Origin of the sequence: Pseudomonas capeferrum, from assembly GCF_000731675.1 — a bacterium.
Classification (GTDB): domain Bacteria; phylum Pseudomonadota; class Gammaproteobacteria; order Pseudomonadales; family Pseudomonadaceae; genus Aquipseudomonas; species Aquipseudomonas capeferrum.
Genome location: NZ_JMIT01000002.1, coordinates 647,678 through 661,654, shown reverse-complemented (window position 1 = coordinate 661,654; position 13,977 = coordinate 647,678). Strand labels below are relative to the sequence as shown.

The 13,977-nt window shown below is 63.7% G+C and carries 13 protein-coding genes; 10 read left to right on the top strand and 3 right to left on the bottom strand.

Annotation, left to right across the window (positions count from 1 at the left end; genetic code table 11):
- Positions 1-27: 27 nt before the first annotated feature.
- Complete coding sequence (locus tag PC358_RS15520) at positions 28-435, top strand: acyl-CoA thioesterase (RefSeq protein WP_009683444.1); 408 nt, start codon at positions 28-30, stop codon at positions 433-435.
- A gap of 3 nt (positions 436-438) precedes the next feature.
- On the opposite strand, the gene PC358_RS15515 is transcribed toward PC358_RS15520, so the two are convergent.
- A complete protein-coding gene (locus tag PC358_RS15515) occupies positions 439-2,265 on the bottom strand; it encodes a cation:proton antiporter (RefSeq protein WP_033700956.1) in 1,827 nt (608 codons plus the stop codon).
- Positions 2,266-2,333: 68 nt separating this feature from the next.
- Between PC358_RS15515 and xerD the strand changes: the two genes are divergently transcribed.
- The 6 genes from xerD (at position 2,334) to PC358_RS15485 (ending at position 7,937) form a co-directional block, all read left to right on the top strand.
- On the top strand, positions 2,334-3,230 hold the full coding sequence (gene xerD, locus PC358_RS15510) for a site-specific tyrosine recombinase XerD (protein ID WP_033700955.1): 897 nt from the start codon (positions 2,334-2,336) through the stop codon (positions 3,228-3,230).
- A 152-nt stretch (positions 3,231-3,382) separates the two neighbouring features.
- Positions 3,383-4,144: a thioredoxin fold domain-containing protein gene (locus PC358_RS15505; protein WP_033700954.1), complete on the top strand. Its 762-nt coding sequence runs from the start codon at positions 3,383-3,385 to the stop codon at positions 4,142-4,144.
- A gap of 82 nt (positions 4,145-4,226) precedes the next feature.
- Positions 4,227-5,531 (top strand): homoserine dehydrogenase, encoded by a 1,305-nt coding sequence (locus tag PC358_RS15500; RefSeq protein ID WP_033700953.1) that lies wholly within the window; start codon positions 4,227-4,229, stop codon positions 5,529-5,531.
- Between the two features lie 58 nt (positions 5,532-5,589).
- Positions 5,590-6,999, top strand: coding sequence for a threonine synthase (gene thrC, locus PC358_RS15495; protein ID WP_033700952.1), 1,410 nt, complete (start codon positions 5,590-5,592; stop codon positions 6,997-6,999).
- Between the two features lie 160 nt (positions 7,000-7,159).
- Positions 7,160-7,576 carry a DNA-binding transcriptional response regulator gene (locus PC358_RS15490; protein WP_033700951.1) on the top strand — a complete coding sequence of 139 codons (417 nt, stop codon included), beginning with the start codon at positions 7,160-7,162 and terminating at the stop codon, positions 7,574-7,576.
- A 79-nt stretch (positions 7,577-7,655) separates the two neighbouring features.
- Positions 7,656-7,937, top strand: a complete 282-nt coding sequence (locus PC358_RS15485; RefSeq protein ID WP_033700949.1) for a DUF3509 domain-containing protein — start codon at positions 7,656-7,658, stop codon at positions 7,935-7,937.
- A gap of 161 nt (positions 7,938-8,098) precedes the next feature.
- Here the strand turns inward: PC358_RS15485 and PC358_RS15480 are convergent, their stop codons facing one another.
- Together PC358_RS15480 and PC358_RS15475 are read right to left on the bottom strand one after the other, a co-directional pair.
- Positions 8,099-8,974 carry a TIGR02285 family protein gene (locus tag PC358_RS15480; protein WP_033700948.1) on the bottom strand — a complete coding sequence of 292 codons (876 nt, stop codon included), beginning with the start codon at positions 8,972-8,974 and terminating at the stop codon, positions 8,099-8,101.
- Between the two features lie 15 nt (positions 8,975-8,989).
- Positions 8,990-10,189 (bottom strand): CaiB/BaiF CoA transferase family protein, encoded by a 1,200-nt coding sequence (locus tag PC358_RS15475; protein ID WP_033700947.1) that lies wholly within the window; start codon positions 10,187-10,189, stop codon positions 8,990-8,992.
- 132 nt (positions 10,190-10,321) lie between these two features.
- On the opposite strand from PC358_RS15475, the gene PC358_RS15470 reads away from it, so the two are divergent.
- The 3 genes from PC358_RS15470 (at position 10,322) to PC358_RS15460 (ending at position 13,965) form a co-directional block, all read left to right on the top strand.
- Entirely contained in the window at positions 10,322-10,864 is a 543-nt protein-coding gene (locus PC358_RS15470; protein ID WP_033700946.1) for a YaeQ family protein, read from the top strand.
- 12 nt (positions 10,865-10,876) lie between these two features.
- On the top strand, positions 10,877-12,586 hold the full coding sequence (gene recJ / locus PC358_RS15465) for a single-stranded-DNA-specific exonuclease RecJ (protein WP_033700945.1): 1,710 nt from the start codon (positions 10,877-10,879) through the stop codon (positions 12,584-12,586).
- 272 nt (positions 12,587-12,858) lie between these two features.
- Positions 12,859-13,965, top strand: coding sequence for an NADH:flavin oxidoreductase/NADH oxidase (locus tag PC358_RS15460; protein WP_033700944.1), 1,107 nt, complete (start codon positions 12,859-12,861; stop codon positions 13,963-13,965).
- Positions 13,966-13,977: the final 12 nt, after the last annotated feature.

The window sequence follows — 13,977 nt, the reverse complement described above, 5'->3', positions numbered from 1 at the left end:
AAACTTAAGAAAGCGATGTGACCAGACATGACTACCCGAGACCAGGAAATTCAGCGCCGCACCGAGCTTTCGGTAACCCGCGTGACCAAGGCGGTATTCCCCAACACTACCAACCATCACAACACCCTGTTTGGCGGCACCGCGCTGGCGTGGATGGACGAAGTGTCGTTCATCGCCGCCACACGCTTCTGCCGCTTGCCATTGGTGACGGTTTCGACCGACCGCATCGACTTCAAGCACCCAATCCCGGCGGGTTCGATCGTCGAGCTGGTGGGCACGGTGATCAAGGTGGGCAACACCAGCTTGCAGGTGCAAGTGGATGTGTTCGTCGAGAACATGTACCTGGATGGCCGCGAACGGGCGATCCATGGTGTGTTCAGCTTTGTCGCCATCGACGAAGACAAGCGGCCGGTGCCGGTGCTGCCCCAGGCCTGACGCTCAACCTGGCGTGGTTGCAGCGTCGGCGACCAGCAGCGGCTCGACCAGGGCGACCAAGGTCCAGCCCGACTGCGGCGTGAGTGGGTTGTCCGGGCTCGCTACATGCACCCAGCCATTGGCGTCACGGGCGAACAGCAGGTGCGCGCGGTCGCCATGCAGTGCCTGATAATTTTCCCAGTCGAAGCCTTCGGTCAGGTGGGTGCTGTACAGCTCGGCGCCGCGGTGCAAGTGATTCGCCAGTTGCTGGTAGGTCATCGCGCTTGAACCGAGCAGGTGGCCGCGATGCTCCTCGCTGGCCCGGTGCTTGTCACTGCGCTGTTTCTCCAGGCCGCTGGCGAGTACGAACAGGCGGCTGTGGCCGAAGTCATGGCGAAAGCGGGCGCAGGCCAGGGCGTTGATCTCGCCGGCCGGCGACAGCCCCAACAGGTGGCCGAGGCCGACCAGGTCCAAGTGTGCATCGGCATGCTGCGAGGCGGGGTTGCCAAAGTAGGTCGGCAAGCCGTCCATGCGCGCGGCGCGGATGTTTTCCCAGCTCGAATCGGTCAGCAGTACACGGCAACCCAATTGCTGCAGGGATTTGCCGAGGGTGCGCGCAGGCCCGTTGGCGCCGACGATGAGAAAGCCGCTGGGGGCAGGCTCGGCGACCTTGAGCAGGCGCGCCAGCGGCCTTGCCGTGGCGCTCTGCAGCACCACGGTGCCGATGATCACGGCGAAGGTCAGTGGCACCAGCAACAGCGCATCCTGATGGCCGGCCTCGTGCAGGCGGATCGCGAAGATCGCCGATACCGCGGCGGCGACGATGCCGCGCGGGGCGATCCAGGCCAGCAAGGCCCGCTCGCGCCAGTTCAGCGAGGAGCCCAGCGTCGACACGAAGACGTTCAGCGGCCGTGCCAGCAACTGGATCACCAGCAGCAGCGCCAGCACCGCCGGGCCCAGCCCGAGCAAGGCGTGCAGGTCGAGGCGCGCGGCCAGCAAGATGAACAGGCCGGAGATCAGCAGCACGCTGAGGTTCTCCTTGAAGTGCAGGATCTGCCGCACATCCACCCCGCGCATGTTGGCCAGCCACATGCCCATCAGCGTCACCGCCAGCAGCCCTGATTCGTGCACGATCTGGTTGGCGGCGATGAAGATGCCCAGCACCGCTGCCAGCGACGCCAGGTTGTGCAGGTACTCCGGCAGCCACTGTTCGCGCATGACCTGGCCCAGCAACCAGCCGCCGGCAGCGCCCAGTGCAGTGCCGCAGAAGATCACCCCGGCAAAGGTACCCAGGCTCTGGATCAGGCCATTGCCATCGGCACTGGCAATGATGAAGCTGTACACCACCACGGCCAGCAGCGCGCCAATCGGGTCGATGACGATGCCTTCCCAGCGCAGGATATTGGCGATTGTCGCCTTTGGCCGCACTACCCGCAGCATGGGCACGATCACGGTCGGCCCGGTGACCAGGGTCAAGGTGCCGAACAGAATCGCCAACGGCCAGTCGAACCCCAGCAGCCAGTGGGTCGCCAGCGCGATCACCAGCCAGGTCGACAGCGCGCCAACGGTGACCAGGCGGTGCACCACGCTGCCGATATCGCGCCACTGCGACACGTGCAGGGTGAGGCTGCCCTCGAACAGGATCAGCGCCACGGCCAGGGACACCAGCGGCATCAGCAACGGGCCGAACAACGCCTGCGGGTCGAGCCAGCCGAGCAGCGGGCCGACAGTGATGCCGGTCAGCAGCAGAAAGAGGATGGCCGGCAGTTTCAGGCGCCAGGCGAGCCACTGGCAGGCCAGGGCGGCGGCACCGATGCCACCGATGCTGAGAAGGATCTGCTGTTCGTTCATGCGGGCTCCCTATGCTGGCGCTGTTATGAAAGACTAAGCGTCATTTCGTCGTTTGCCACCGAGTTTTCATGCCCGCCCTAGACCACCCCCTGATTGACCAGTTTCTTGATGCCCTGTGGCTGGAAAAAGGCCTGTCGGACAACACCCGGGTCTCCTATCGCAGCGACCTGGCGCTGTTCAACGGCTGGCTCCAGGACCACACCGTGGCCTTGCCCGACGCCGGTCGCGAGCTGATCCTCGATCACCTGGCCTGGCGCCTCGACCAAGGCTACAAACCGCGTTCCACCGCACGCTTTCTCTCTGGCCTGCGTGGCTTCTTTCGCTACCTGCTGCGCGAAAAGCTGGTGGCGATCGACCCCACCTTGCAGGTGGAGATGCCGCAGTTGGGCCGGCCTTTGCCGAAATCCTTGTCCGAAGCCGACGTAGAAGCACTGCTGCAAGCGCCGGACCTCGGCGAAGCCATCGGCCAGCGCGACCGCGCCATGCTCGAAGTCCTGTATGCCTGCGGCCTGCGGGTTACCGAACTGGTCAGCCTGACCCTCGACCAGGTCAACCTGCGCCAAGGCGTATTGCGGGTAATGGGCAAGGGCAGCAAGGAGCGGCTGGTACCAATGGGTGAAGAGGCAGTGGTGTGGCTGGAGCGCTACCTGCGCGATGGCCGCAGCGAGCTGTTGAACGGCCGCCCCAGTGATGTGCTGTTCCCCAGCCTGCGCGGCGAGCAGATGACCCGCCAGACCTTCTGGCACCGAATCAAGCACCACGCACGGGTTGCCGGTATCGACAAGGCGTTGTCACCCCACACCTTGCGCCATGCCTTCGCGACGCATCTGCTCAACCACGGTGCCGACCTGCGCGTGGTGCAGATGCTGCTGGGCCATAGCGACCTGTCGACCACGCAGATCTACACCCACGTGGCCAAGGCCCGTTTGCAGCAGCTGCACGCCCAGCATCACCCGCGTGGATGAATGATTTTCATGTTCCGCCGGCCGGTATCCGCAGACCCCTTCAACGGTGGTGTGATGTGGTAGGCTTGAGCGGTTTGCACCAAGGGCCGCACGGTCACCGCGTTTTTTTGCAGGTGACGCCCTCCGGCCCCTGTCCGCCTTCAGGAGTTCCCATGCGTTTGACCCAGATTTTCGCCGCCGCCGCGTTGGCGCTGGCCAGTACCTTTGCCGTTGCCGCGGCAACCGACAGCAATGCCGGTGCCGAGCAGGCCATCCGCAAGTCATTGCAGAACCTCGAACTGGAAGTGCCCGTAGAAAGCGTTGCCAGCAGCCCGCTCAACGGCCTGTATGAAGTCAAGCTGCAGGGCGGCCGTGTGCTGTACGCCAGCGCTGACGGCCAGTTCGTCATGCAGGGCTACCTGTACCAGATCCAGGACGGCAAGCCGGTCAACCTGACCGAGAAGACCGAGCGTCAAGGTGTCGCCAAGCTCATCAATGGCATTCCAGCCGCCGAGATGGTGGTTTATCCTGCCAAAGGCGAGACCAAGTCGCACATCACCGTGTTCACCGATACCACCTGCCCGTATTGCCACAAGCTGCACGCCGAAGTGCCGGAGCTGAACCGTCGCGGTATCGAAGTGCGCTATGTCGCCTTCCCGCGTCAGGGCCTCGGTTCGCCGGGTGACGAGCAGTTGCAGGCAGTCTGGTGTTCCAGCGACCGCCGCGCGGCGCTGGACAAGATGGTCGATGGCAAGGAAATCAAGGCGGCCAAGTGCGCCAACCCGGTCAGCAAGCAGTTCCAGCTGGGCCAGTCGATCGGCGTCAACGGCACGCCGGCGATCGTCCTTGAAAGCGGCCAGGTGATCCCGGGCTACCAGCCGGCGCCGCAAGTGGCCAAGTTGGCCCTGGCCGGCCAGCAGCAAGCAGCCAAGTAATTTATTCAGTACGCCGTCGTCATGGGGTGACGGCATGTTTCACGGTCGGCGCAGGTGCCGGCCGTTCAATGGGGAGTTCACAGTGAAACCGGTCAAAGTAGGCATCTGTGGGTTGGGGACCGTCGGTGGCGGAACCTTCAATGTACTTCAGCGCAACGCCGAGGAGATTGCCCGCCGTGCCGGGCGCGGTATTGAAGTGGCCCAGATCGCCATGCGCTCGCCGAACCCGAACTGCCAGATTACCGGTACCCCCATTACCGCTGATGTGTTCGACGTTGCGAGCAACCCGGAGATCGACATTGTCATCGAGCTGATCGGTGGCTATACCATCGCCCGTGACCTGGTACTCAAGGCCATCGAAAACGGCAAGCACGTGGTCACCGCCAACAAGGCGCTGATCGCCGTGCACGGCAACGAAATCTTCGCCAAGGCCCGCGAGAAGGGCGTGATCGTCGCCTTCGAAGCGGCGGTTGCCGGCGGCATCCCGGTGATCAAGGCCATCCGTGAAGGCTTGTCGGCCAACCATATCAACTGGCTGGCCGGCATCATCAACGGCACTGGCAACTTCATCCTCACCGAAATGCGCGAGAAGGGCCGTGCCTTCCCGGACGTACTGGCTGAAGCCCAGGCCCTGGGCTATGCCGAAGCCGACCCGACCTTCGACGTCGAAGGCATCGATGCTGCGCACAAGCTGACCATCCTGGCCTCCATTGCCTTTGGTATCCCGCTGCAGTTCGACAAGGCCTACACCGAGGGCATCACCCAGCTGACCACCGCTGACGTGAACTACGCCGAGGCCCTGGGCTATCGCATCAAGCACTTGGGTGTGGCACGCCGCACGGCCGAAGGTATCGAGCTGCGCGTGCACCCGACGCTGATCCCGAGCGACCGCCTGATCGCCAATGTCAATGGCGTGATGAACGCAGTCATGGTCAACGGCGACGCCGCTGGCTCGACCCTGTACTACGGCGCCGGTGCCGGTATGGAGCCGACCGCTTCGTCGGTGGTGGCCGACCTGGTCGACGTGGTCCGCGCCATGACCTCCGACCCGGAAAACCGCGTGCCGCACCTGGCCTTCCAGCCCGATTCGTTGTCGTCGCACCCGATCCTGCCGATCGAGGCCTGCGAAAGTGCCTACTACCTGCGCATCCAGGCCAAGGATCACCCCGGTGTTTTGGCCCAGGTGGCCAGCATCCTGTCGGAGCGTGGCATCAACATCGAATCGATCATGCAGAAGGAAGCCGAAGAGCAGGATGGCCTGGTGCCGATGATCCTGCTGACCCACCGCGTGGTCGAGCAAGGTATCAACGACGCCATCGTCGCTCTGGAAGCCCTGCAGGATGTGGTTGGCAAGGTCGTGCGCATCCGCGTCGAACAGCTTAATTAACGAAGAGTGCCGACGGGCCGCGCCAGCGGCCCCGGCCCCAGTCTCGAAGGTTTGCACCATGCGCTATATCAGCACCCGCGGCCAGGCACCGGCCCTGAACTTTGAAGATGTGCTGCTGGCTGGCCTTGCCAGCGACGGCGGCCTGTACGTCCCTGAAAACCTGCCACGCTTCACCCAGGAAGAGATCGCCTCCTGGGCTGGCCTGCCTTACCACGAACTGGCCTTCCGTGTGATGCGCCCGTTCGTTGCCGGCAGCATCGCTGATGCCGACTTCAAGAAGATCCTCGAAGAAACCTACGGCGCGTTCGCTCACGCGGCCGTGGCGCCGCTGCGCCAGTTGAATTCGAACGAGTGGGTCATGGAGCTGTTCCACGGCCCGACCCTGGCCTTCAAGGACTTTGCCCTGCAGTTGCTCGGCCGCCTGCTCGACCACGTGCTGGTCAAGCGCGGCGAGCGCGTGGTGATCGTTGGCGCCACCAGCGGTGATACCGGTTCTGCCGCCATCGAAGGTTGCCGCCGTTGCGACAACGTCGACATCTTCATCCTGCACCCGCACCAGCGTGTGTCGGAAGTACAGCGTCGGCAGATGACCACGATCTTCGGCGACAACATCCACAACATCGCCATCGAAGGCAACTTTGACGACTGCCAGGAGATGGTAAAGGCCAGCTTCGCCGACCAGTCGTTCCTCAAGGGCACCCGCCTGGTGGCAGTCAACTCGATCAACTGGGCGCGGATCATGGCCCAGATCGTCTACTACTTCCACGCAGCCCTGCAGTTGGGCGGGCCAGCCCGCTCGGTGGCGTTCTCGGTGCCTACCGGTAACTTCGGCGACATCTTCGCCGGCTACCTGGCGCGCAACATGGGCCTGCCGATCAGCCAGCTGGTGGTGGCCACCAACCGTAACGACATCCTGCACCGCTTCATGAGCGGCAATCAGTACGTCAAGGAAACCCTGCACGCGACCTTGTCGCCGTCGATGGACATCATGGTGTCGTCCAACTTCGAGCGCCTGCTGTTCGACCTGCATGGCCGCAATGGCGCTGCCATTGCCGAGCTGATGGCGAACTTCAAGCAGGGTGGCGGCTTCAGCGTCGACGAAGACCGCTGGACCGAGGCGCGCAAGCTGTTCGACTCGCTGGCCGTCAGTGACGAGCAAACCTGCGAGACCATCGCCGAGGTGTTCGCCAGCACCGGTGAAGTGCTCGACCCGCATACCGCGATCGGCGTCAAGGCCGCCCGTGAGTGCCGCCGCAGCCTGGACACGCCAATGGTGGTGCTGGGTACTGCGCACCCGGTCAAGTTCCCGGAAGCGGTAGAGAAGGCCGGTGTGGGCAAGGCGCTGGAGTTGCCTGCGCACCTGGTCGACCTGTTCAGCCGCGAAGAGCGCTGCACGGTGCTGGCCAATGACCTGAAGGCCGTTCAGGGCTTTGTCAGCCAGCACGGTAACCGCGGCAAGCCGCTTTAACGCCAGGACCGCCACATAACCCATCGCCGGCAAGCCGGCGATGGGTTGCGCAGCAGCTTCGCTCTGTCGCTGCTTCCTTGCGCTGTTTCAGACTTTTCCTATTTAAACCGCTCGACGTCTTGCCTAGATTTGCGAGTCCTTCCTTCTTCAGGAGCGGCTCATGTCCAGGCCTTACGTGCTGATTCACCAGGCACGCCCTTCCCATCAGATTCTTCTGCATCAGGCCTTCAACGCCCAAGGCATATTCGACGTGCGCATCATCGAGGACGCGGGCGACCTGCGCGCCTGCCTGTCCGCTGGCCGCTGCCCTGACTTGCTGATCCTCGACCACGCGATGCCCACAAAGGCAGGGCATGCCGTATTGAAACGGCTCACCGGCATGCCTGCGTTGCGCGCCTTGATGTTCGTGGGTCAGGCAGCACCCGACCAGCACAATCTTGCCCTGGAGGCCAAGCAACGGGGGCTTTGGGTCATTGCCGAGCTGCCCTGGCCGCTGTCCATGACGCACCTGCAGCGTGCGCTTCAGTGCCTGGGCAGGCGTACTCAAACTGTCACGTCTGCGCCGCATGCTCACTGAAACAGCGCCAGCGTCTCGAACTTTACGCTGCGCTTGTTGGTCAGTTTCTCTATAGCCCACCACGCAGCGAGTGATCCGGATGGAAAGAATCTGCAGACTGCTCAACGAAGCCCTGACCCCTTATCAAACCCACCTGGGCATCGCCGATGCCAATGGCAATCGTCAATTGACCGTGTTTGACAGCCTTGCAGGCATCACCCTGCAGCGCACGGTAAGTCTGCGCCAGTTGCAGGAGCAGCGCCTGCTGATTGACGTGGTGGATGGTCTGCACCGTGATCTGCAGATTGCCGAAGGGCGATTGCAGCCTTGTGTCATTGCTGCGTTGCAACAGCGTCAGCAACCTCAGGGAACCTTTGCCTGACCCGGCTTTCAGACACAGTAAGGGCAGCCAGCCAGCGCTTTGCTCCGGTGTTGGCAGGCTGTTCCGGGAAGTCTCCAAGGACTTTCGATTGGCCCCGGGCGTCCTCCCCAGCGTCCGGGGTTTCTTTTTTTTGCGTGATTCACGCCGGCATGGGCAAAGGCCTATTCGCCTTTGAAAAACTGCTTGCTCTGCTCCAGGTAGTCTTCCTGCAACTGCGGGTCCAGCCACCGTGCATACAGCCCCGGCAACGTGTCCCGACGCAGCGTGGGCAGCAGTTGGTCGATGTGCGCAATGGCCTCGCGCCCCAGTGGCGAGTTCGAGCAACCCACATGCAGAAACTGGTAAGGGTTCACGCCTTGCACAGGGTGGAAGTGGTAATCCGCCAGTAACCCGCCTTGCTGCTGGATCAGGTAACGCACCTCTGGCCAGTACCCCATCACCATGTGCAGGCGGCCCAGTCGCTGCATTTGCAGTTGGTTGGCGGTGGCATCGTTGCCGTAGTGGCGGCTGAGCGACGCCTCTGGCAGCTGACGCAGAACCTCATCGATCTGCGTGCCATAGCTGCGCTCGGCGACGATACCGAGCTTCAACGAGGTCTGGTTCAACAGCCCGTGCAAATCGACTTCGTGGCCTGTGAGAAACGGCGCAAGCAGTGCCTCGTCTTCCTTGCGGACCACCAGCCCGCCGCTCATTACACCCAGTAACGGCATGGAAAAATGCACGTATCCGGCACGTTCCTGCGTCCACAGCAGGGTCGGGTCGCAGGTGAAGCTGCTGGCGTCCTGAAGCATCTGGATACCCCGCGCGCGGTTGACCCGGACGATGCTGTGATCGTATTCGGGCATCTGCGCGATCAACTGCGGCAGCAGGCGATCAACCACCCCCTGGCCTTTCTCCGGGCCTTCGAAAATGGTGAACGGCGGCAGGTCTCGAACCAGCCACCAGATACGCTCCTTGGCCGCGGCGGGCAGTATGGCCAGTGCGGGCAGTAGCCCGCACAGCAGGAGCAGGGGGCGCAACCAGCGGGCAACTCGCATCGGCGGCGGCAGAGGTCAGACCGCGCCTGCTGCGCGCAGGCCGGCGATGGCGGCTGCGTCGTAGCCCAGGGCAGCGAGCAGTGCTTCGGTGTGTTCGCCCAGCGCCGGCCCGACCCATTCGGTGGAGCCGGGCGTTTCCGAAAGCTTGGGCACGATGCCTGGCATCTTGAAGGGTTTGCCGTCTGGCAGGCGTGCCTGCAGAAACATCTCCCGTGCCAGGTATTGCGGGTCATTGAACATGTCTTCGGCCGAATAGATGCGGCTGGCTGGCACTTCGGCGGTAGTGAGCACCTGCATGAGCTGGTCCAGCGGCTGGCTGTTGGCCCAGCGGTCGATTACCCCGTACAGCTCGTCCCGGCGCAGGTCGCGGCCATCGTTGGTGGCCAGCGTGGGGTCATCGGCCAGGTCGGCGCGGCCGATGGCCTGCATGAAGCGCTTGAAGATCGCATCGCCGTTGGCGCCGATCTGCACATGCTTGCCATCGGCACTGGTATGGATGGAGGAGGGGGTGATGCCCGGCATGATATTGCCGGTGCGCTCACGGATGAAACCAAAGACGTCGAATTCCGGGACCATGCTTTCCATCATGGCGAAGATCGCCTCGTACAGCGCCACGTCCACTACCTGGCCCTGGCCGCCGTTGACTTCCTGGTGACGCAAGGCCATCAACGCGCCGATCACTCCCCACAAGGCGGCAATCGAGTCACCGATGGAAATACCCGTGCGCACCGGCGGGCGGTCATCGAAGCCGGTGATGTAGCGCAGGCCGCCCATGGACTCGCCCACGGCGCCAAAGCCCGGCTGGTCTTTCATCGGCCCGGTCTGGCCGAAACCGGACAGGCGCACCATGACCAGGCGCGGGTTGAGCGCGTGCAGCACGTCCCAGCCCAGGCCGAGTTTTTCCAGCACGCCGGGGCGGAAGTTTTCGATCAGGATGTCGGCGTCGGCCAACAGGCGTTTGAGGATCTCGAGGCCTTCCGGGTGCTTGAGGTTGAGGGTCAGCGACTGTTTGTTGCGCGCCTGCACGAACCACCACAGCGACGTGCCTTCGTACATCTTGCGCCATTTGCGCAGCGGATCGCCGCCATCGGGGGACTCGACCTTGATCACCTCGGCGCCGAACTCGGCACAGATACGCGAGGCGAACGGGCCAGCGATCAGGGTCCCGAGTTCGATGACTTTCAGGCCGGCGAGGGGTTTGCTGGGCGTAGGCATGGGGCATCCGTGGCAACTGGGCAGAGCCGTGGTTTTATCATAGCTCCGAAGCCGCAGATACTGCCGCGGCGCAACGAAGGGCAGGATCGGTTAGACTGTGTCACTTTTCTTTGCGCAAGAAGCCCGTCGACCATGGCCCAGCCGTCCACCACCTACAAATTCGAACTGAATCTGACCGACCTCGATCGCAGCGTGTACGAAAGCGTCAAGCAGACCATTGCTCGTCACCCGTCGGAAACCGAAGAGCGTATGGCGGTGCGTCTGCTGGCTTATGCGCTCTGGTACAACGAGCAGCTGTCGTTTGGTCGCGGCCTGTCGGATGTCGATGAGCCGGCATTGTGGGAAAAGAGCCTGGACGATCGCGTTTTGCACTGGATCGAAGTCGGCCAGCCGGACGCGGACCGCCTGACCTGGTGTTCCCGCCGCACCGAGCGCACCAGCCTGCTGGCCTACGGTAGCCTGCGAGTGTGGGAGACCAAAGTGGTGCCTGCGGTCAAGAACCTGAAGAACCTGAACATTGCCGCTGTGCCGCAAGAGGTGCTGGAGACCCTGGCCACCGACATGCCGCGCAGCATCAAGTGGGACGTAATGATCAGCGAAGGCACAGTGTTCGTCACCGATGACCGTGGCCAGCACGAAGTGCAGCTGCAGTGGCTGCTTGGCGAGCGCGGCTGAGCCGAAGCCCTTATGCGTATCGAACCTCGCCCCCTGCCGTCGACCCTGCCATTTCTGGGTAACCTGCCACCCTTGCTGACCCGCCTGTATGCCGCCCGCGGCGTGCAGAGCGAGGCCGAGCTGGACAAGAGCCTGGCGCGGCTGCTGCCGTACCAGCAGCTCAAAGGCATCGAGGCGGGGGTAGACCTGCTGGTCGAAGCGCTCGACCAGCGCCAGCGCATCCTCATCGTTGGCGACTTCGATGCCGACGGCGCCACCGCCAGTACCGTGGGTGTGCTGGGCCTGCGCTTGCTGGGCGCGGCCCACGTCGACTACCTGGTGCCCAACCGCTTCGAATTCGGCTATGGCCTGACCCCGGAGATCGTTGAGGTCGCGCTGCAGCGCCAACCGCAATTGCTGATCACTGTCGACAACGGTATCTCCAGTGTCGACGGCGTGGCGGCAGCCAAGGCAGCGGGGCTCAAGGTGCTGGTCACCGATCACCACTTGCCGGGCGAGCAGTTGCCCGACGCCGATGCGATCATCAACCCGAACCAGCCGGGCTGCGACTTCCCGAGCAAGTCGTTGGCCGGGGTCGGGGTAATCTTCTATGTGCTCATGGCCTTGCGCGCACGCCTGCGCAGCCTGGGGCGCTACCAGAACCAAGCACAGCCGAACATCGGCGAGCTGCTCGACCTGGTGGCGCTGGGCAGTGTCGCCGACGTGGTGCCGCTGGACGCCAACAACCGCATTCTGGTGCACCAGGGCCTCGAGCGCATTCGTGCCGGCCGCGCACGGCCGGGGCTCAAGGCGATTCTGGAAGTGGCCCGCCGTGACCACCGGCGCATCACTTCGACTGACCTGGGGTTCATCCTTGGCCCGCGTTTGAACGCGGCCGGGCGCCTGGACGACATGAGCCTGGGCATCGAGTGCCTGCTGTGCGAAGACGCGGCCTTGGCCCAGGACATGGCCCAGCAGCTGGACGACCTCAACCAGGACCGCAAGTCCATCGAGCAAGGCATGCAGCGTGAGGCGCTGGCCCAACTGAAGGATTTGCCGGTCGAGTCCATGCCGTATGGCCTGTGCCTGTTCGATGCCGACTGGCACCAGGGCGTGATCGGGATTCTCGCTTCGCGCCTGAAGGAGCGCTATCACCGGCCGACCATCGCCTTTGCCGATGCTGGCGACGGCATGCTCAAGGGTTCGGCGCGCTCGGTACCCGGTTTTCATATTCGCGATGCGCTGGATGCGGTCGCGGCGCGTCATCCGCAACTGATCAGCAAGTTCGGCGGCCATGCCATGGCGGCGGGGTTGTCGCTGCCTGAGGGCAACTTCCCGGCCTTTGCTGAGGCGTTCGACGAAGAAGTGCGGCGCCAGCTGTGCGAAGAGGACCTGACTGGCCGGTTACTGTCAGATGGCAGCCTGGCGGTGGAGGAATTCCACCTCGACCTGGCCAAGGCTTTGCGCCATGCCGGGCCCTGGGGGCAGCACTTCCCGGAGCCGCTGTTCCATGGTGTGTTCCAGCTGGTCGAGCAGCGTGTGGTGGGTGAGCGGCACCTGAAGGTGGTGCTCAAGAGCGAGTGCGGTTCGGTGCGGCTGGATGGCATTGCCTTCGGCGTCGACCGCGAGGTGTGGCCGAACCCGACGGTGCGCTGGGTGGAGCTGGCGTACAAGCTGGATGTGAACGAGTTTCGTGGCAATGAAAGTGTGCAACTGATGATTGCTCACATGGAGCCGCGTTGACGGCAAGGTGCTTGCCTTGATTGTTGTGGGGTAGCGGAAATCAAGCGCCGCCCGCGCGGCGCTCGATCTCATAGGCGCTGCAAAGCTGTCGCCCTGCACCTTGCCGCCTCACATACCCTCCAAAGCCATGCCTCAGTCACCTCACAGCAAATCCCACGGAACCTCCCCCCCACCCAATCTGGTCTAGTCTGAACATAGACCGGACCCGGGCCACGGACGTGTAATTGAGTGCCCGGGCCGGATCACCATTGGAGTCCTTGGGAGGTGCCCTCATGAGCTTGCTGCTCGAGCCTTACACCCTGCGTCAGCTGACGCTGCCCAACCGCATCGCGGTCTCGCCGATGTGCCAGTATTCCGCCGTCGATGGCCTGGCCAACGACTGGCATCTTGTCCACCTGGGCAGCCGCGCCGTCGGTGGCGCCGGCCTGATCATTGCCGAAGCTACAGCGGTTACCCCTGACGGACGTATCACCGCCGAAGACCTCGGCCTGTGGAATGACGAGCAGATTGCCCCGCTGCAGCGCATCACCCGCTTCATCACCGCCCAGGGCGCCGTGCCAGGCCTGCAACTGGCCCACGCCGGGCGCAAGGCCAGCACCCACCGGCCCTGGTTGGGCAAGCATGGCAGCGTAAAGGTCGAAGAGGGCGGCTGGCAGCCGGTCGGGCCGTCGAAGATCGCCTTCGACCCTGAACATGCTGTGCCTCACGAGCTGTCGACAGAGGAGATCGCCGGCATCGTGCAGGCGTTCGCCGACGCCGCCCGGCGCGCCCTGACAGCGGGGTTCAAGGTGGTCGAGGTGCATGCGGCGCATGGCTACCTGCTGCATCAGTTTCTCTCGCCGCTGAGCAACCAGCGGCGTGACGACTATGGCAGTTGCTTTGAAAACCGTATCCGCCTGACCCTCGAAGTCACCCAGGCGGTGAGGGACGTCTGGCCTGCCGAGCTGCCCGTGTTCGTGCGGGTATCAGCGACCGACTGGGTCGAAGACGGCTGGAACCCGGACGAAACCGTAGAGCTGGCCCGTCGTCTGCGGGCGCTGGGGGTGGACCTGATCGATGTCTCCTCCGGCGGCACGTCGGTCAACGCCGAGATCCCCACGGGGCCTGGCTACCAGACCCGCTTTGCCGAGCGTGTGCGCAAGGAGTCGGAGATTGCCACTGGCACGGTGGGCATGATCACCGAACCGGCGCAGGCCGAGCACATCCTGCGCACCGGGCAGGCCGATGTCATCTTCCTGGCGCGCGAATTGTTGCGTGACCCCTATTGGCCGCTGCATGCCGATGATGACCTGGGGGGCAACAAGGCCACCTGGCCGGCGCAGTATCAACGGGCTACCAGCCGGGCCAACCCGATCCATGAGTCGGATTTACGGGACTGATAATGACCCCCG

Coding starts and splice junctions, on each gene's coding strand:
- PC358_RS15520 (WP_009683444.1), top strand. CDS start 28: ATGACTACCCGAGACCAGGAAATTCAGCGCCGCACCGAGCTTTCGGTA.
- PC358_RS15515 (WP_033700956.1), bottom strand. CDS start 2,265: ATGAACGAACAGCAGATCCTTCTCAGCATCGGTGGCATCGGTGCCGCC.
- xerD (WP_033700955.1), top strand. CDS start 2,334: ATGCCCGCCCTAGACCACCCCCTGATTGACCAGTTTCTTGATGCCCTG.
- PC358_RS15505 (WP_033700954.1), top strand. CDS start 3,383: ATGCGTTTGACCCAGATTTTCGCCGCCGCCGCGTTGGCGCTGGCCAGT.
- thrC (WP_033700952.1), top strand. CDS start 5,590: ATGCGCTATATCAGCACCCGCGGCCAGGCACCGGCCCTGAACTTTGAA.
- PC358_RS15490 (WP_033700951.1), top strand. CDS start 7,160: ATGTCCAGGCCTTACGTGCTGATTCACCAGGCACGCCCTTCCCATCAG.
- PC358_RS15485 (WP_033700949.1), top strand. CDS start 7,656: ATGGAAAGAATCTGCAGACTGCTCAACGAAGCCCTGACCCCTTATCAA.
- PC358_RS15480 (WP_033700948.1), bottom strand. CDS start 8,974: ATGCGAGTTGCCCGCTGGTTGCGCCCCCTGCTCCTGCTGTGCGGGCTA.
- PC358_RS15475 (WP_033700947.1), bottom strand. CDS start 10,189: ATGCCTACGCCCAGCAAACCCCTCGCCGGCCTGAAAGTCATCGAACTC.
- PC358_RS15470 (WP_033700946.1), top strand. CDS start 10,322: ATGGCCCAGCCGTCCACCACCTACAAATTCGAACTGAATCTGACCGAC.
- recJ (WP_033700945.1), top strand. CDS start 10,877: ATGCGTATCGAACCTCGCCCCCTGCCGTCGACCCTGCCATTTCTGGGT.
- PC358_RS15460 (WP_033700944.1), top strand. CDS start 12,859: ATGAGCTTGCTGCTCGAGCCTTACACCCTGCGTCAGCTGACGCTGCCC.